General features: G+C 58.2%; 16 protein-coding genes. 7 read left to right on the top strand and 9 right to left on the bottom strand.

What is annotated here, in order from left to right:
* Nucleotides 1–95: 95 nt before the first annotated feature.
* On the top strand, nt 96–1,736 hold the full coding sequence (locus BM069_RS07385) for an FAD-binding dehydrogenase (RefSeq protein WP_093322348.1): 1,641 nt from the start codon (nt 96–98) through the stop codon (nt 1,734–1,736).
* A gap of 22 nt (nt 1,737–1,758) precedes the next feature.
* Nucleotides 1,759–2,613, top strand: a complete 855-nt coding sequence (locus BM069_RS07380) for an urea carboxylase-associated family protein (RefSeq protein ID WP_093322346.1) — start codon at nt 1,759–1,761, stop codon at nt 2,611–2,613.
* Nucleotides 2,614–2,784: 171 nt separating this feature from the next.
* On the opposite strand, the gene deoD is transcribed toward BM069_RS07380, so the two are convergent.
* From deoD to BM069_RS07365, 3 genes are all read right to left on the bottom strand, one after another.
* Nucleotides 2,785–3,489, bottom strand: a complete 705-nt coding sequence (gene deoD / locus BM069_RS07375) for a purine-nucleoside phosphorylase (protein ID WP_093322343.1) — start codon at nt 3,487–3,489, stop codon at nt 2,785–2,787.
* Nucleotides 3,490–3,617: 128 nt separating this feature from the next.
* The gene (locus BM069_RS07370) at nt 3,618–3,938 is read right to left on the bottom strand and encodes an H-NS histone family protein (protein WP_093322340.1); all 321 of its coding nucleotides are present in this window, start codon (nt 3,936–3,938) and stop codon (nt 3,618–3,620) included.
* A 193-nt stretch (nt 3,939–4,131) separates the two neighbouring features.
* The gene (locus BM069_RS07365) at nt 4,132–6,111 is read right to left on the bottom strand and encodes a protein meaA (protein WP_093322841.1); all 1,980 of its coding nucleotides are present in this window, start codon (nt 6,109–6,111) and stop codon (nt 4,132–4,134) included.
* A gap of 194 nt (nt 6,112–6,305) precedes the next feature.
* On the opposite strand from BM069_RS07365, the gene BM069_RS07360 reads away from it, so the two are divergent.
* The 5 genes from BM069_RS07360 (at nt 6,306) to BM069_RS07340 (ending at nt 12,423) form a co-directional block, all read left to right on the top strand.
* The gene (locus BM069_RS07360) at nt 6,306–7,664 is read left to right on the top strand and encodes a 1-acyl-sn-glycerol-3-phosphate acyltransferase (protein ID WP_093322839.1); all 1,359 of its coding nucleotides are present in this window, start codon (nt 6,306–6,308) and stop codon (nt 7,662–7,664) included.
* A gap of 150 nt (nt 7,665–7,814) precedes the next feature.
* Nucleotides 7,815–9,101, top strand: coding sequence for a crotonyl-CoA carboxylase/reductase (gene ccrA / locus BM069_RS07355; protein WP_093322838.1), 1,287 nt, complete (start codon nt 7,815–7,817; stop codon nt 9,099–9,101).
* 175 nt (nt 9,102–9,276) lie between these two features.
* The gene (locus BM069_RS07350; RefSeq protein WP_093322338.1) at nt 9,277–9,975 is read left to right on the top strand and encodes a substrate-binding periplasmic protein; all 699 of its coding nucleotides are present in this window, start codon (nt 9,277–9,279) and stop codon (nt 9,973–9,975) included.
* Between the two features lie 190 nt (nt 9,976–10,165).
* Nucleotides 10,166–11,698 (top strand): ATP-dependent DNA helicase, encoded by a 1,533-nt coding sequence (locus BM069_RS07345; RefSeq protein ID WP_093322336.1) that lies wholly within the window; start codon nt 10,166–10,168, stop codon nt 11,696–11,698.
* Nucleotides 11,695–12,423 (top strand): SDR family oxidoreductase, encoded by a 729-nt coding sequence (locus tag BM069_RS07340; protein WP_093322333.1) that lies wholly within the window; start codon nt 11,695–11,697, stop codon nt 12,421–12,423. The genes BM069_RS07345 and BM069_RS07340 overlap by 4 nt, the downstream gene beginning before the upstream one ends.
* Nucleotides 12,424–12,453: 30 nt before the next feature.
* Here BM069_RS07340 and BM069_RS07335 read toward each other — a convergent pair whose 3' ends face one another.
* The 6 genes from BM069_RS07335 to BM069_RS07310 all read right to left on the bottom strand — a co-directional run bounded on the left by BM069_RS07335 (nt 12,454) and on the right by BM069_RS07310 (nt 18,339).
* Nucleotides 12,454–13,218 (bottom strand): TIGR02186 family protein, encoded by a 765-nt coding sequence (locus BM069_RS07335; RefSeq protein WP_093322330.1) that lies wholly within the window; start codon nt 13,216–13,218, stop codon nt 12,454–12,456.
* Entirely contained in the window at nt 13,218–14,132 is a 915-nt protein-coding gene (locus tag BM069_RS07330) for a sulfite exporter TauE/SafE family protein (protein WP_093322328.1), read from the bottom strand. Before BM069_RS07330 ends, BM069_RS07335 begins: the two co-directional genes overlap by 1 nt.
* 188 nt (nt 14,133–14,320) lie before the next feature.
* Nucleotides 14,321–15,331, bottom strand: a complete 1,011-nt coding sequence (locus BM069_RS07325) for an ABC transporter permease (protein WP_093322325.1) — start codon at nt 15,329–15,331, stop codon at nt 14,321–14,323.
* Complete coding sequence (locus BM069_RS07320; RefSeq protein WP_093322322.1) at nt 15,331–16,425, bottom strand: ABC transporter permease; 1,095 nt, start codon at nt 16,423–16,425, stop codon at nt 15,331–15,333. Before BM069_RS07320 ends, BM069_RS07325 begins: the two co-directional genes overlap by 1 nt.
* Nucleotides 16,418–17,986, bottom strand: a complete 1,569-nt coding sequence (locus tag BM069_RS07315) for an ABC transporter ATP-binding protein (RefSeq protein WP_093322320.1) — start codon at nt 17,984–17,986, stop codon at nt 16,418–16,420. The genes BM069_RS07320 and BM069_RS07315 overlap by 8 nt, the downstream gene beginning before the upstream one ends.
* Nucleotides 17,983–18,339 carry a molecular chaperone GroEL gene (locus BM069_RS07310; RefSeq protein WP_139216163.1) on the bottom strand — a complete coding sequence of 119 codons (357 nt, stop codon included), beginning with the start codon at nt 18,337–18,339 and terminating at the stop codon, nt 17,983–17,985. Before BM069_RS07310 ends, BM069_RS07315 begins: the two co-directional genes overlap by 4 nt.
* Nucleotides 18,340–18,381: the final 42 nt, after the last annotated feature.

The following is an 18,381-nucleotide window of genomic DNA, read 5'->3' as shown; positions in this document are numbered from 1 at the left end:
CCGCGTTTCGGCGCAGCACCAAGCCCTGACGCGAGGTTGCTCTTGGAGCATCCGGTTTGTTTGACTAGCCTCTCTGGAAACGGGGAGGCTTTGTCATGTTTGACGTGATTGTTGTGGGCGGTGGTTTGGCCGGTCTGGTGGCTGCCAATGAGGCGGCGGATCGGGGGCGCAAAGTGTTGCTGCTTGATCAGGAGGGCGAACAGAGCCTTGGTGGACAGGCGTTCTGGTCGCTGGGCGGCCTTTTTATGATCGACACGCCGGAACAGCGGCGGATGGGGATCAAGGATAGCCATGCGCTTGCGTCTGGCGACTGGATGGGGTCGGCGCAGTTTGACAGGCCTGAGGACGCCAATCCGCGCAAGGTGGCGGAAGCCTATCTGGAGTTTGCAGCAGGCGAGATGCATCCGTGGCTTAAGTCGGTCGGCATGCGGTGGTTTCCGATTGTTGGTTGGGCTGAACGCGGCGGAGAGATGGCGCATGGGCACGGCAATTCTGTGCCGCGATTTCACATCACATGGGGCACCGGCCCAGGTGTGGTTGCACCGTTTGAACGCTTGGTGCGGGCCCACGCTTCGGCGGGGCGGATTACCATGGAATTTCGCCGCAAAGTCAGCGGCTTGATCGTTGAAGGCGGGATTGTCAAAGGCGTGCAGGGCGATGTTCTGGCCAGCGATGGTGCAGATCGCGGTAAATCTACCAGCCGCGAGGTGATCGGCACGTTTGAGCACCGCGCGGAGGCTGTTGTCATCACCACCGGCGGCATTGGCGGCGATCACGATATGGTGCGACAGTATTGGCCCGAGGACCGGCTTGGTAAGGCGCCCGAGCGCATGGTTGCCGGTGTGCCGGATTATGTGGACGGGCAAATGCAGCGCGTCGCAGAAAATGCGGGTGCGGGCATCATCAATGGCGACCGAATGTGGCACTATACCGAAGGGCTGGCGAACTGGGATCCGATTTGGCCAAACCACGGCATTCGCATTCTGCCTGGGCCGTCGTCAATGTGGTTTGACGCCAATGGAGAGCGTATGGAAGCGCCTTATTTGCCAGGCTTTGACAGCCTAGGCACGCTCAAGCGCATTCTGTCGACGGGGCATGAGCACAGCTGGTTCATTCTGACGCAAAAAATCATCGAGAAAGAGTTTGCGTTGTCGGGCTCTGAGCAGAACCCCGACCTGACTTCGGGCAAGTGGTCTGAGGTGCTGAAACGGCGGATGCTGAACAAAGGTGCGCCTGCGCCGGTGGAGGCGTTCAAGGAGCATGGTGAGGATTTTGTGGTCGCTGACAGTCTGGAAGAGTTGGTTTCGGGCATGACCAAGATCACACCGCAAGTGCCGGTAGATATTGAGAAAATCCGCACGCAAATCGAGATGCGCGATGCTCAGATAGACAACGAGTTCAGCAAGGACGTCCAGATCACCGCCATTCGCGGGGCTCGTAATTATCGCGGTGATCGCTTGATCCGCACTGCCAAGCCGCATCGCATCTTGGATCGTGAAAACGGGCCGTTGATCGCTGTGCGTTTGAACGTGCTGACACGTAAGTCCTTGGGCGGCTTGCACACGGATGTGACTGGGCAGGTTTTGCGTCCGGACGGCACTGCGTTTGAGGGGCTGTTTGCGGCCGGAGAAGTTGCCGGCTTTGGTGGTGGCGGCTACCATGGATACAACGCACTTGAAGGCACCTTCCTTGGCGGCTGTATCTTCTCGGGTCGCGCCGTTGGGCGGTCAGTGTGATTTGAAAACAAGAGGTTAGCAGATGTGTAAAACGCCTGAAGATGCCAGAGAACGGCAAGCGGTAAAGCCTGTGATCTGCTATCCGAATGAAACTTTGCCCGAGGTGCCCTTGGCGCTGTATCAGGCCGCGAGGGATGGGGCAGAAAAGGTCGGGGAAACCTTGGTGCCAGCACGGGATGCGCGTTGTTTTGAGGTGCCCGCAGGGCATTTCGTGCGCATTTCCTCAGTGGAAGGATCGCAGGTCGGGGATTTGAATTTCTGGAACCTGAACGATCTGTCGGAGCGGTTCTATTCCGGCAAGACGCGGGCATTGCATGGCACCCATGTGACCACCGGAGAGCGGCTTTGGTCGAGCTTTCCGACGTTGCGGCCGATGGCGACGATCGTGGCAGATACGTTGGGCTGGTACGGGATCGATGAATATGGCGGGTCGGTACATGACGTGATTGGCACGAGGTGCGATCCCTATACGTCTAACCTTTTGAATGATAACCAATATCACTATTGCTGTCATTCCAACCTGACGCGCGCATTGGCGGATCACACAGGGATGTCGCTGCACGAGGCGGAGCCGCATGTGCATGACGTTTTGAACGTTTTTATGTGCACCGGTTTCACACGCGACACGGGGCAGTATTTTATGAAAGCCAGCCCTGTGCGCCCAGGTGATTATCTGGAGTTCTTTGCCGAGATTGACCTGTTGGGCGGGCTGTCGGCCTGTCCCGGTGGGGATTGCAGCGCAGAGCATAGTTCGGATGAGGCGGCGTGTTTTCCGTTATTGGTGGAAGTCTTTGCGCCCAAAGCGGGTGTGCTTGACGGGTGGGAGCCTGCTGCAATGAACGGCTATGACCGCAGCCACGGTCGGGATCAGGGTTAATCTGGTGAATGACGGTTTTGGCGTCGTCGGTATTGCGTCGGTAAAACGTCGGTATTGCGTCGGTGGTGAAAGCCGAAAAAAGAAACGCCCGCGCCGGTGAATGGCGCGGGCGTTGCGTTACTGGCTTGATTGGGCACGGCTTTCCTCGCGGGGGCGTGCACCTTGGTCGGTTCAGGCGAAGGCAGCTTCGAGCGCGATTTCAACCATGTCACCGAAGCTCTTTTCGCGATCCTCAGACGGCAGCGCTTCGCCGGTCAGAAGGTGGTCGGAGATCGTCAGAACCGCGAGACCGCGCACACCGTGGCGGGCGGCGAGGTTGTAGAGTTCGGCCGCTTCCATTTCGACACCGAGAATGCCGTGGCGCACCATCTGTTCGTTCAGGTCGGGGCGCTCGTCATAAAATACGTCCGAGCTGTAAATCCCGCCCACGTGGGTCGGTGTGCCTTTGGCCTCGGCCGCATCGGCTGCGGCACGCAGCAGACCGTAGTCGGCGCAAGGAGCAAAGTTCAGCTCTTTGAAGATGCCGCGTGACGGTGTGGACAGGGTCGACGCTGTCATCGCAATGATCACGTCGCGCACTTTCACGTGCTCCTGCATGCCACCGGCGGACCCGATACGGATCAGGGTTTTTGCGCCGTAGTCCTTGATCAGCTCGTTCACATAGATCGAGGTCGAGGGCATGCCCATACCGGTGCCGTGGATCGTGACGCGGTTGCCTTTGTAGCTTCCGGTGAAACCAAGCATGCCGCGGACTTCGTTCACGCAGACCGCATCTTCGAGAAAGTTCTCGGCGGCCCAGCGGGCGCGATACGGGTCGCCCGGAAGAAGGACGGTTTCAGCGATGTCACCGGGTTTGGCGCCAATATGAACAGTCATGGGGACTCCCATTCAATCAAAAGTAAAAAGATTTGCCCAGATGCCGCAAACCGGTATCCGGTTGCAAGGAGATTTCCGGCGAAACACCCTTTTAGACATCTGAAAGGCGGGAAACCGCGCGGAGGGCCCTAGAGTTCCATCTGCTCCGGTGTAACACCTGCGGCCAGAGCTTCATCAAACCACTTGGGTTTTCGGCCTTTGCCGGTCCAGGTGCGCGTCTTGTCCTCTGGATCCGCGTATTTCGGCACGCCTTTGTTCAGGGAGCCACGGCGTTTTCCCAAGCCGGTTGCTGCGGCGAGGTCAGCAAGAGAATAGCCGAATTGTTCTGCGGCTTCTTCTACGGCTTTGAGTGCATCTCTGCGGCGGTCGGCCTCGCGCTTTTTGATTTCGATGTCTATTTCCGACTTTAGAGACACCAATTCGTCATACGACATCTTGGTCAAGTTCATGTCAATTCCATCCTCTTCATTGACTAAAAAGTACTACGACGGAAATTCCTTTCGGGGTGCAAGTTGCTATTTGTGTTAGTGTAAATGCAAATACAGCCTAGCAGATATGGCCCGAAATCGCAAAAAGCCCCGAATTTCGAATTGAAATTCGGGGCTTTTCTGGCGGCTGGAAAATGGCGACTACGGGGCTTTGTTACTGGGCGGCGACGGCCTTGGGGTCAGCCAATGTCACGATGTCCTGCATGATTGTATTGAGCTCAAAATCCTTGGGCGTGTACACGCGGGCCACGCCCATCGCGCGCAGGCGGTCTGCGTCTTCGTCAGGGATGATGCCGCCGACGATCACCGGAGTTTCGCCCAATCCGGCCGCGCGCATGCGGTCCATCAGGTCTTCGACCAATGGGATGTGGGAGCCGGACAGGATGGACAGGCCAACCACATGTGCGTCGTCCTCGAGCGCCTTGGACACGATCTCTTCGGGTGTAAGACGGATGCCGTCATAGGTGATGTCCATACCGCAGTCGCGGGCGCGGAACGCGATCTGTTCGGCGCCGTTGGAGTGACCATCCAGACCCGGTTTACCGATCACGAATTTCAGGCGGCGACCGAGTTTGTCGGAGACTGCATCAACGGCGGAACGCAGGTCATCCAGACCTTCGGTTTTGTTGGACGGTGCGCCGGAAACCCCTGTGGGACCACGATATTCTCCGTGTACGCTGCGCATCTGAGCCGCCCATTCACCGGTGGTTACCCCTGCCTTGGCGGCGGCAATGGAGGCCGGCATAACGTTGTCGCCATTGGCCGCGGCTGCACGCAGATCGGCGAGGGCCTTTTCGACGGCGGCGGCGTCGCGATCTCTGCGCCATTCGGCAAGGCGGTTGATCTGTTCCTGCTCCACTGCGGGGTCCACAACCATGATGCCGCCGTCGCCGGTCATAAGCGGTGAGGGCTCGCCTTTCTGGAATTTGTTGACGCCAACAACCACGGTTTCGCCCGCTTCAATACGGCCAAGGCGATCGGCGTTGGAATCCACAAGGCGGGACTTCATATAATCAATTGCGCCAATTGCGCCGCCCATGCTTTCCAGATTGGAAAGTTCGCTGCGCGCGCCGTTTTTCAATTCTTCGACCTTTGCATCCACGGCGGGATTGCCGTCAAAGAGATCGTCATATTCCAGAAGGTCGGTTTCAAAGGCCATGATTTGCTGCATGCGCATGGACCATTGCTGATCCCAAGGGCGGGGCAGGCCGAGCGCTTCGTTCCATGCGGGCAATTGCACAGCACGGGCGCGGGCCTTTTTGGAAAGGGTCACTGCCAGCATTTCAATCAGAATGCGATATACGTTGTTTTCCGGCTGTTGTTCGGTCAGCCCCAATGAGTTGACCTGAACCCCGTAGCGGAAACGGCGGTATTTCGGGTTTTCCACTCCGTAGCGGGTTTCCAGAATTTCATCCCACAAATCCACAAAGGCGCGCATTTTGCACATTTCGGTGACGAACCGAATACCGGCATTCACAAAGAAGGAAATACGCCCCGCAAGGGCAGGGAAGTCTTCGGCGGGCACACGAGGTTTCAGCGCATCCAGAACTGCGATGGCGGTGGCGAGAGCAAAGGCCAGCTCCTGCTCTGGCGTCGCGCCGGCCTCTTGCAGGTGATAGGAGCAGACATTCATCGGGTTCCATTTGGGCACATTGGTATAGCAATACTCGGCCACGTCCGCGATCATCTTGAGGCTGGGTTCGGGCGGGCAGATATAGGTGCCGCGGGACAGGTATTCCTTGATCAGGTCGTTTTGCACGGTGCCTTGCAGCTTGCTGACGTCGGCCCCCTGTTCCTCGGCCGCCGCGATATAGAGGGACAACAACCACGGTGCGGTGGCGTTGATCGTCATGGAGGTGTTCATCTGTTCCAGCGGGATCTGATCAAACAGCGTGCGCATGTCGCCCAGATGGCAGACGGGCACACCGACTTTGCCCACCTCGCCGCGGGACAGGACGTGGTCGCTGTCATAACCGGTCTGGGTGGGCAGATCGAAGGCCACCGACAGGCCCGTCTGACCCTTTTCAAGGTTGGAGCGGTAAAGCGCGTTGGAGGCCTTGGCGGTGGAGTGACCGGCATAGGTGCGGATCAGCCACGGGCGATCCTTGGTGCGGTCTTGCTGCGTCTGCGACATAGGGGCCTCCTGAATCAGTGCAAAAAACACGTCGGCAATATTGTTGCGTGAGAAACTAGAGTTGCGAAATTTCATTTGCAAGACATTTTGCTGCAATGCGGCAAAGGGCGACGTGGGGTCGTGAAGAATGGTGCCGGTGCAAACCGAACGATTTTCCTGTTTACCGCGCGGCCAAGGCGTTGCAAGGGTGGGCCATGACGCAGACTGTCGAGTTACCTGTTTGGCTGTTTATCCTGATCCTGCTGTTTGCAGCGGTGACAGCGGCCAGCCATCTTTTGTTCCCATCGGTGCGCTGGTTCTTCCGGCGACGGATGGAGAAGGCGGTGTCGCGATTGAACGAGCGGTTGGAGCGGCCGATTGAGCCGTTCAAGCTGGCGCGTCGGCATGACATGATCCAGCGGCTTATTTACCAACCCGATGTGGCACAGGCGGTCACGGAGCATGCGGCGGAAGAAGGTATTCCGGAAAACGTGGCCTTTGAGGAAGCCAAGCGGTACGCCCGCGAGATCGTGCCGTCGTTTTCGGCATCTGCCTATTTCGGATTTGCCATTCGGCTGGCGCGGTTCATTAGCCGCGCTTTGTATCGCGTACGGTTGGTGCATTTTGACGAGGATGGGATCAACGCCATTTCAAAGGATGCAACGGTGGTGTTTGTGATCAACCACCGCAGCAACATGGATTACGTGCTTGTGACCTATCTTGCGGCGCAGAGATCGGCCTTGGCCTATGCGGTGGGTGAATGGGCGCGGGTCTGGCCATTGTCGCGTCTGATCAAGGCGATGGGGGCCTACTTTATCCGTCGCAAATCGCGCAACGCCTTGTATCGCAAGGTTCTGGCGGCCTATGTGAGGCTGGCGACGCAGGGCGGCGTGACGCAGGCGATGTTCCCCGAAGGCGGGTTGAGCCTTGATGGCGCGCCTCAGCTGCCCAAGCTGGGATTGCTGAAGTACATCACCGATCCGTTTGAGTCCGAGGGGCGGGACGTGGTGTTTGTGCCGGTGGCCCTGAACTATGATCGTGTTCTGGAGGATCGGATTTTGATCAATGCCAATGCCTCGGGTGGGCGGCGGTTTGACGCGAAGATCAGCGTGATTGTCGGTTTTTTCTTCAAACAAATCTGGCTGCGTATGCGCGGGCGCTATCACAAGTTTGGCTATGCGGCCGTAAGCTTTGGAAGCCCGGTGTCGTTGTCGGAGTTTGTAAAGAGCCATGAGGGAGAGGTGGCTGAACCGCTTGCCGAGAGGCTGATGTCGGGCATCAATGAGGTGGTGCCGGTGCTGCCGGCGCCGATGGTGGCTGCGATTGTTCAGGCACATGACGGTCCGATCAGTCGGGCGGCAATTGAGGCGGCCTATGACGGCTGGCTGAAGGAGTTGCGCCCTGAGCATGTGCATTTGCCGCGCGATGACCTGAGTTATGCGGCGGAGGTGGGCATACGAATTCTGGAGGAACGCCGCGTCATTGTCCGTAGGAACGGAAGCTTCGAAGCGATCCCAGACCGGCGTGATCTGCTTTCTTTTTATGCCAATTCGATCACCCATTTGCTGAGGTGATTGTGCAATTGCAGCATTTTTGCTGCGACTGCTGGGTTATAAAATTTCAAAACCAGATCAAATGCGGTTGCAATATTACCGTCCCGTAGATATTTCATGGTCAGGGAACGCGATTCTGCATCGCGGCAACATGAACAGCTGGAGGGCACGATGGCCTTGGATACCGAAAGCGCAATCGCGTCTTATGACGCTCCGAAAAAAGACCTTTATGAAGTCGGTGAAATGCCTCCGATGGGCCATGTGCCGAAACAGATGTATGCCTGGGCGATCCGCCGTGAGCGTCAGGGCGAGCCGAACAAGGCGATGTTGCAGGAAGTGGTCGACGTGCCGACGCTGGACAGCCATGAAGTGCTGGTCCTCGTGATGGCCGCGGGCGTGAACTACAACGGCGTTTGGGCCGGTCTGGGCGTGCCTGTTTCGATGTTTGACGTGCACAAGCAGCCGTATCACATCGCCGGTTCCGATGCCTCGGGCATCGTGTGGGCCGTGGGCGACAAGGTGAAGCGCTGGAAAGTGGGCGACGAAGTTGTGATCCACTGCAACCAGGATGACGGCGACGACGAAGAGTGCAACGGCGGCGATCCGATGTATTCCGACAGCCAGCGTATCTGGGGTTATGAAACACCGGACGGGTCGTTCTCGCAGTTCACCCGTGTACAGGCACAGCAGCTGATGCCGCGTCCCAAGCACCTGACTTGGGAAGAGAGCGCGTGTTACACGCTGACGCTGGCGACTGCGTACCGCATGCTGTTCGGCCACGAGCCGCATGACCTGAAGCCGGGCCAGAACGTTCTGGTTTGGGGCGCATCCGGTGGTCTGGGCTCCTATGCGATCCAGCTGATCAACACCGCAGGTGCCAACGCGATTGGTGTGATCTCGGATGAAGACAAGCGTGACTTTGTGATGGGGCTGGGCGCCAAAGGCGTTCTGAACCGCAAGGACTTCAACTGCTGGGGCCAACTGCCCACCGTGAACACTCCGGAATATGCGGAGTGGTTCAAAGAGGCGCGTAAGTTCGGCAAGGCGATCTGGGACATCACCGGCAAAGGCGTGAACGTCGATATGGTGTTTGAACACCCAGGCGAGGCAACCTTCCCTGTGTCCACCTTTGTTGTGAAAAAGGGCGGCATGGTTGTGATCTGCGCCGGCACCTCCGGTTTCAACTGCACATTCGACGTGCGTTACATGTGGATGCACCAGAAGCGTCTGCAGGGCTCCCACTTTGCCCACCTGAAGCAGGCGGCCTCCGCCAACAAGCTGATGGTTGAGCGTCGTCTGGACCCGTGCATGTCCGAAGTCTTCCCTTGGGCGGAACTGCCGGACGCGCACATGAAGATGCTGCGCAACGAGCACAAGCCGGGCAATATGTCGGTTCTGGTGCAAGCGCCGAAAACTGGCCTGCGCACGCTGGAAGACGTGCTTGAGGCTGGCAAGTGAGCCACATGAAATTGGTCTGAACGGTTTCCCCCGTTTTTTGACTTACCCCCGGGTCGCAAGGCTCGGGGGTTTTTTGTTGGGGGAGGGCAACTTGTGGTTCCCCTGCGTTCAGGAGTTCATCTCGTGTCAATCAGTCTTCTCTATGAGTTTGGCGGAATAACCTATGGAGTAAGTCATGAAGACTGGTTACTTGATTTCTGCATTTTTCTTGTCGGTGGGAATGGCCTCGAGTGTGCAGGCTGAAACGATCACCATCGCGGCGGGAGATTGGGCTCCTTACATTGGAGAGGCCTTGCCGGACAACGGAACACATACCAAGCGCGTGCGTGAAGTTATGAAGGCTGCGGGCTATGACATCGAGCTGGAATACATGCCATGGAAGCGGTCTTATGAATTGGCCAAAAAGGGTGATTATGTCGCCACTTTCTCATGGTCCTATACCGATGAACGAGGGGCGGATTTCCATTTTCCGCAAGAGCCTCTGGAGGAGCATTATGACGTGTTCTTCTACAGCAAATCCAAGCATCCAAACGGGTTGTCCGTGAATTCGATCAGCGAAGTTAAAGAGTTAGGGCTGAAACCTGTTGGGCTCGCTGGCTATTGGTATGAAAAGGCGTTCGCTGACGCCGGCGTGGAGATGCACACAGTGACCTCGACTGAGGCGGCTTGGAGGTTGCTGGAAGCGGGGCGTGCGGATGTGATGATCGAGAACGAGATTGCAGGCGAAGCCTATGTGCGCGATGTGCTGGGCGAGGGAGAGCAGAGCATCGGTAAGACCGGCGTTTTGCGTTCGGTTGCGATGCATATCCTATTCTCCAAGGCGCACCCTGACGGCGAAGCCTTGCGCGATGCGTGGGATGCCAACACAAAGTGAGCTTTGCGGGTTGGCGTGATGAGTGCCTCTGGCCGAAAGGTTGGAGGCATTCTTTTGCCGTAAAAAGCAGCAGCTGACGCCGGATTGTCGGCTTGGCGGTTGAGGGGGGAGAGTGAGGAGTGGCAACAATTGGGACGTGCGCCCGAGAAACCCGCTGGCCCCTTTTCGCCGCCCGCTATAGGGTCGCGCCATGACCGAAAACGCACTCACTTTCAGCCATGATCAGGCCGAGGCCTTTGACAATATTTCTGCCCTGCTGAAAGGCGTTGGCGTGGATTTAGACGAGGGGATTCTGCATCCCCCCAGAGATGGAAAAGTGTCTGTTGCCGCGGTGACTGGCAAAGCGGGATCGGGCAAGACGCATTTGTTGGCGGAGATGGTGAAGGCACTGGAAGATGCGGGTGTCGACATCGTGTCGGGCGACTATGAAGGCAAGCGTAAGAAGGACAAACGCACACTGGCGGTTCTGGCGCCGACCAACAAGGCGGCGAGTGTGTTGCGGATGCGCGGCGTGCCGGCGACCACCATTCACCGAATTATCTATACGCCGGTTTATGACCCTGAATACGAGAAGATCGCGGAATGGCTTGCGGAAAATGGCGAGCGACCGGAGATCGAAGGCCTCACGGATGAGGCGCTGGACCGTGCGTTGGAGTTTTACAAACTGCATAAGTCCATTCCCGGTGCCTTGGCAGCTGCGGGGTTGCGTGGCAGTGATTTCATCACCGGTTGGAAGCGGCGGGATGATCCGCTGGACATCGGCTTTATCGATGAAAGCTCGATGCTGGACGACAAGCAATTCGATGATTTGAAAGAGATTTTCAGCACGCTGGTGCTGTTTGGCGATCCGGCGCAGCTCGCTCCTGTGAATCAATCGGGCGCGATGGTGTTTGATAAATTGCCCGCGCCGGCGGTTTACAATCTGGAACGTATTCACCGGCAGGATGCCGACAACCCGATCCTTGATCTGGCCCATGCTTTGGCCGATCCGGAATTGTCGTTTCAGGATTTTGAGCGGATGATTGAGGACAAGGCGCGGCTGGATGATCGCGTCATTTTGGGGCAGCGGGTCGAGGTCGACCTGATGGCGCGCAGCCCTGTGTTGGTGTGGCGCAATGCAACGCGCATTCGGTTGATCAATGCGTTCCGTCAGGTGCATTTCGCCCCCGAGGACGAGTTGCTTGAGGGTGAGCCACTTATCTGTGACGGCATCGAATTGCCGGCCAAACATCGCAAAAAGCGGCTTGATCTGGAGGCGCGCGGGCTGATCAAGGGCGCGCAGGTGGTGTATCTCGGCCCTGGCCGCAAACCGGGGTTCTCTCGTCTGCATGTGATGGGGGCCGAAGATCCGCGCGTGTCGGCGGCGTCGATCGTGAAGATCGAAAAGCCGGATGAGGAAGAGCCGTTTATTCCTTTTGCCGCTCGCATGGGAGCGACGTTCCTGCATGGGGCGGCGGTGACAATTCACAAGGCGCAGGGCAGCCAGTGGGAGAACGTGCAAGTTTTTGCGCCGGACCTGTTTGTGGCCGCGCGTATGAACCGGATCGAAGCGGGGCAGCCGTTGTGGAAACGGCTTGCTTATGTGGCGATCACGCGGGCGAGCGAGCGACTTTATTGGGTTGTGCGCAACCGGCTGGCAAAGCCGACTTTTGATTTGCGGGTGGACGATCTGGCGGTGGCGCCGGTGCCGCTGACGTTGGAAACGCAGGAGGACATGTCATGAAAAGCATCATCATCACAGGCGCCAGTCAGGGCATAGGGCGCGTAACAGCGGAGATGTTTCTGAAGGCGGGCTGGCAGGTTGGTCTTTTGGCGCGATCTGGCGCCAAACTGGCAGAACTAGCCGCGGGGTATGACAGGGCAGTGGTGCTGGAAGCTGATGTGAGGGATGAGGCGGCCATGGCGGCGGCGTTTGATCGCTTTGTCGGCGAGGCGGGTCGGCTTGACGCGCTGTTTAACAATGCGGGGCTGTTCGGGCCAGCAGGCTCGATCGACGAGGTACCGCTGGCTGGCTTTGATGAGGTGATGAACGTGAACGTGCGCGGCATGTTTGTCGCCGCGCAGCTAGCCTTTGCGCAGATGCGCAGACAGATGCCGCAGGGTGGCCGCATTATCAACAACGGCAGCTTGTCGGCCCATGTGCCGCGCGAGGGATCTGTTTGCTACACCATGAGCAAACACGCGATCACCGGCCTGACGCGGACTTTGTCGCTGGATGGGCGGCCTTTTGATATCGCTTGTGGACAGATCGATATCGGCAATGCAGCCACGGATATGGTGGCAGGGTTGAACGAGGCTTTGGTGGCTGATGGCAAAGCGCCGATGGCCACGATGGATGTGGCTTCGGCAGCATCGTCGGTGGTGCATATGGCGGGCTTGCCGCTGGATGCGAACGTGCAGTTCATGACCGTGATGGCGACCAAGATGCCCTTTATCGGGCGCGGTTAACGCATAAGGGCCACGAAAGACGGGGTGGGCTCAACCTCTGCGGAGCAGCGTGAACGCGGCCGATGCGCCCCAGCCTGCGGCAATGGCGATCGCGAGGGACAAGAGGCCGTAGAGCAGGGGTTTTTGACGGGAGAGGTCGTAGAGAACCCTTTCGAGGCCGACCTTATTCACGTCTATCACGGTCTCGAACGTGGACACCACCTTGCCGCTGCGCGTCAGAAAAATGCGCATGGGATAGTCGCCTTCGGTCAGGTTCGCAGGCATCGAAATGGATGTGCGGAAAAGCGTTTGTTCGTCAAATCGCACGGCTCCCTCAAGCATTTGGTAGAGGCCTTCGGATTTGCGAATGCGGATCACGGCTTCGGAAAAGGACTGTGCATTGCTTACGGTCATCGGCGCGCCTACGGAACGGATCGCTCGTGGGATCGAGACCTTGTGGCGTTGATCCTCGACATTGGAGAGGACTTCGGAGAAAGGCGCGGATGTTGCGACCGCATAGAAACTGGGCGCTGCGTCAACGTCGACCGATTCAGTGTTCACCCAAATGCCCAACTTGCGTTCTTTGCGTCGGACAGTGACGGGTCCGCTCGGACCAGACACCGCGATCACCACTTGCAACGGCGGCTCTGACTGGATCGGAGCTTCGCGTTTGACGGCGCCAAAAATCAGGATTTCAGAGCCGTCGAATGTGGCTGTGATCGCGACTTTGTCCTGACTGAGACCAAGCACAACTTCTTCAGCGCGCAGCGGCAGCGACAGCATGCAAAGAAAGAAGAGGGCGGCGCGCAGAAGCATCAGTGGCCCTCCGAGGCGCCGATGGAGAACAATTCCGTCGGTTGGATCAGCAGATCCAGTGCCAGCTTGGCACAGACGAGGATCACCAGAAGCGCCAGAAGTATGCGCAGTTGTTCGGCCTTGAGATAGGTGCCAAGGCGCGTGCCGATCTGGGCCCCGATTACGCCGCCGATCAGCAGGAGCACCGCAAGAGCGATATCTACCGTGTAGTTGGTGGTCGCGTGCAAGAGTGTGGTAAAGGCGGTGACAAAGATGATCTGAAAGAGTGAGGTGCCGACAACAACCTTGGTGGGCATACCGAGCAGATAGATCATGGCGGGCACCATGATAAAGCCGCCGCCAACACCCATGATGGCGGAGAGAATGCCGACAAAGACGCCGACGATCAGGGGCGGGATCACGGAGATATATAGGCCGGACACGCGGAAGCGCATCTTGAACGGCAGGCCGTGGATCCAGTTGTGTTTCTTGCGGGAGGGCGGGACATTGTTGCGCGATTTGCGCAGGGCGTTCAGGCTTTCGACAAACATCAAAGAGCCGATGACACCAAGAAAGACCACGTAGCAGAGTTTGACCAGCAGATCGACCTGTCCAAGAGACTTCAGGTGGTTAAAGATCACGACCCCAAAAGCTGCGCCGACAAGGCCTCCGGTCAATAGGACGGTGCCCATTCGAAGGTCGACGGTTTTTCGCCTGAGGTGGGCAAGGACACCGGAAAAGGAGGAGGCGACGATCTGGTTGGCTTCGGTGGCCACCGCAACCGCTGGCGGGATGCCGATGAAGAATAGAAGCGGGGTCATCAGGAACCCGCCGCCGACGCCGAACATGCCGGACAGGATTCCCACCATGCCGCCCATGCCCAGAAGCAAAAACGCATTCACTGAGACTTCGGCGATGGGAAGGTAAATCTGCATATATTTTTGATACCTTTACACGGCGTCAGATTGCAACCGCAGCAGAGGGAGAAATTGCTTGCAGGACAGATAGGTGATGGAAAACTGGACTTATTGAGGGGTGGGAGTTGGTCACACGCTGCGCAAACGCGGCGAGTGACCGGGCTGAATAATAAAAGCCCCGCCAATCAGGCGGGGCTTTGTAAGGATCAGCGTTCCTTGATGTAGGGCTCTGCACTGGCCTTTGGGGGGATCGCTTTGCCGATGAAGCCAGCGAGGATCACCACGGTCAGGATGTAGGGCAGGGCGCCAAGAAGCTGGATCTGCACCTTCATGCCGATCACCGCTTCGATCAGGTCCGGGCGGGTTTCAAGCGCTTGGAAAAAGCCGAACAACAGGCAAGCCCACATCGCATAGACAGGACGCCATTTCGCAAAGATCAACGCTGCGAGCGCGATGAAGCCACGGCCTGCGGTCATGTCTTTTACGAAACCGGCCTGAAGCGAGGTCGCCATGTAAGCCCCAGCGAGACCGCAGAGCACACCACAGATCAGCACTGCGGCGTAACGCAGTTGGATGACCGACACGCCAGCAGTGTCGACTGCGGCGGGGTTTTCACCCACAGCGCGCAAGCGCAGGCCGAAACGGGTGCGGAAGAGGATCCACCATGTTGCAACAACTGCCAGGACACCCAGATAAACGAGGATCGAATGACCGGAAATCAGTTCGGAGTAGAGCTGTTGAATCGGGCCGGCCTCGCCGATCATCTGGCTGAGAGGGCGTCCTGCAGCTTCGGCTTCGGTGGGACCGATGGCAAAAGGCAGCTCGACGTTGCCAAAGCGCCCATTGCCGGTCAGGGGCGGAGTGCGCCCGCCTTGTTTGAACCAGCTTTGCGCGACCAGAACGGTCATGCCTGCCGCAAGAAAATTGATCGCCACACCGGAAATCAGCTGATTGCCGCGGAAAGTGATCGAGGCGAGGCCGTGGATAACAGCGAGCACCATAGAGGCGGCGATGCCTGCGAGCAGGCCAAGCCATGCGTTGCCCGTATAGAAGGCCGCTGCAGCCGAGAAGAAGGCGGCGATCAGCATTTTGCCTTCAAGACCGATGTCCACGACGCCTGAGCGTTCAGAGAACAGACCTGCGAGACAAGCAAACAACAGCGGTGTGCCGAGGCGGATGGACGTGTCCAGAAGTTGGACGATATCGAGAAATTCCATCAGGCGTTCCTCCGGCGCATAGCAATGAAGAGTTTTTCAATCGGTTCGCGGACCATGTTGTCCAAAGCGCCTGTGAAGAGGATCACAAGGGCTTGGATCACAACAATCAGCTCGCGCGGGATGTTGGTCCAGAGAGCCAGTTCGGCGCCGCCCTGATAGAGGAAGCCAAACAGGATCGCGGCGACACATACGCCCAGCGGGTGATTGCGGCCCATAAGCGCCACGGCGATGCCGATGAAACCAGCGCCTTCGGTGGCGTTCAGGATCAGGCGTTCGCTTTCGCCCATGGTGGTGTTCACAGCCATCATGCCCGCCAATGCGCCAGAGATCAGCATGGCGATAACTGTGATGCGCACTGGGCTGATGCCCGCGTATTTGGCGGCTGTCTCGGATTGGCCGAAGGCGCGGATTTCATAGCCCAGACGGGTGCGCCAGATCAGAAGCCAGACAAAGACACAGGCTGCCAGCGCGAGGAAGAATGTCACGTTGGCAGGGGCGCCGCGGAACATCTTGCTGCTCTCAGTGGAGAACATGTCCTGGAAAGTGGGCAGATGGGTTCCGGCAGGGAACTTGGCGGAGGCAGGGTCCATTGCGCCGACGGGGCGCAGAAGTTCGACAAGCACGTAGTTCAGCAGGGCCGCCGCGATGAAGTTGAACATAATCGTGGTGATCACGATATGGCTGCCACGGCGGGCTTGCAGATAGGCGGGGATCAGCGCCCAGAGCGCGCCGAAGAGGGCCGCGCCTACGGATGCGCCGAGGATCGCCAGTGACCAGTGGGGCCACGGAATGTAAAGACACACCAGCGCCACGCCGAGGCCGGCGATCATCGCCTGACCTTCGCCGCCGATGTTGAACAGCCGCGCGTGGAAGGCAACCGCCACAGCAAGGCCGGTGAACATGAAGTTGGTGGCGTAATACAGCGTATACCCCCAGCCAGCGGATCGCATCAGCGCGCCGTCAACCATGAGTTTGAACGCCTCAACCGGGCTTTCGCCGATGGCCAGAATAACCAATGACGAGAAAAAAGCCGCCAATAGCAGGGAAATGACGGGGATCAGGACGATGTCGGCCCATTTTGGCATCTTATCCATCGTTGAGAGCCTCCTCGGAAGCGCCGTTGGTGACGGCGGAGGTGTCAGTAATACCGGCCATCAGGAGGCCGAGTTCGCGTTCGTTGGTTTGCGCGGGGTCGCGCTCGCCCATGATGTGACCGTCAAACATGACCGCGATGCGGTCTGACAGAGACATGATCTCATCGAGTTCCACCGAAACCAGTAGGATCGCCTTGCCCTGATCGCGCAGGTTGACGACTTGCTGGTGGATAAATTCGATCGCGCCGATGTCGACGCCACGGGTGGGTTGTCCGATCAGCAAGAGGTCCGGATTGCGTTCGATTTCACGCGCCAAAACGATTTTTTGCTGGTTGCCGCCGGAAAAGTTCTTGGCCGCAAGTTTCGGATTGGGAGGACGCACGTCAAAACGGTCCATCTTTTCCTGAGCCTCGGCCTGAATACCGGCGTTGTCCATCAGGATGCCCGATTGATGGTCCTTGTCGCGGTGATAGCCGAATACGGTGTTTTCCCATGCGGAATACTCCATGATAAGGCCTTCGCGCTGGCGGTCTTCGGGGACGTGGCTGATGCCGGCGTCGCGGCGGGCGCGGCCGTCGGCCCCTTGACCCGTGAGCGGAATTTCCGTGCCGTTCATGGTGATCACACCGGTGCCGTCGGCAAAGCCGCCAAGAACCTCAAGCAATTCGGACTGACCGTTGCCGGCCACACCGGCAATGCCGAGAATTTCGCCGGCGCGCACAGTCAGGTCGATGCCCTTGACCCGTTCCACGCCTTTCTCGTCCACAACCCGCAAGCCTTTGACATCAAGAACTGTTTTGCCTGGGGTCGCCGGTACTTTGTCAACGCGCAGCAGAACCTTGCGGCCGACCATAAGCTCGGCCAATTCCTCGGGCGAGGTTTCGGAGGTTTTGACGGTGGCTGTCATCTCGCCGCGGCGCATCACCGATACGGTGTCGGTGGTGTCCATGATTTCACGCAGCTTGTGCGTGATCAGGATGATGGTTTTGCCTTCTTCACGCAGACGGTCGAGAATGCGGAAAAGCTGGTCGGCCTCAGCGGGGGTCAGAACGCCCGTCGGTTCGTCCAAAATCAGGATCTCGGCCTTGCGGTAAAGCGCCTTGAGGATTTCGACGCGCTGTTGGTGGCCCACAGAGAGGTTTTCGATCACCGCGTCGGGATCAACGTTGAGCCCGTATTCATCCGCCAGATGCTTCAACTCCTTGCGGGCTTTGCCCAGCGAGGTGGTCAACATCGCGCCGTCTTCGGCACCGAGGATGATGTTTTCCAGAACGGTGAAGTTTTCCACCAGTTTGAAGTGCTGGAAAACCATGCCGATGCCCGCTTTGATAGCGTGCTGGCTGTCGGGGATCTGTGTTTTCTGTCCCTTGATAAAAATCTCGCCCGCGTCAGCTTTGTAAAATCCGTAGAGGATCGACATCAGCGTGGATTTCCCCGCGCCGTTTTCGCCGATGATCCCGTGAATTGTGCCGGGTTGGACCGAGATGGAAATGTCTTTGTTGGCCTGAACGGGGCCGAAGGCTTTGGAGATGCCTTTGAGTTCAATTGCCGGTGCGGTCATTCAGGTGCTCCGAGTCCTGCGAAGCCAACCGCGCGCGTGATGCGGGATTGGTCGTCGAGTTCGATGAAGTATTGGCCAAGTTGCTCGTTGCCGTCCGCCATGCGGAAAGCGACGGTCACACGTGTGGTGCCTGCGGTGTCGCTTGAGGCCACAACATGCGCCGAAGCGCCGGAGGCATATTGCGAATACATGCCGACGTAGTCGATCAAGGCTTGAGTGTCTGTGATCGGGTCCGGCGTGCGGGGGTCTGCATAGGAGACATCAGAGGACAGCGACCCGCGCAGCATGTCGGTGCGTGTGTCCAAGACAGCCTCGCCCCATGCGGCGAAGAATGCGTCTATCGCGTTTGTCATGACGGGCCTTTGTTTGTGGATGGGGCCGCGCCGCAATGGCAC

The sequence above is a fragment of the Shimia haliotis genome, from assembly GCF_900114415.1.
Classification (GTDB): domain Bacteria; phylum Pseudomonadota; class Alphaproteobacteria; order Rhodobacterales; family Rhodobacteraceae; genus Shimia; species Shimia haliotis.
Note: the sequence above shows the minus strand (reverse complement) of the source record. Positions and strands in the feature narration are given on the sequence as shown.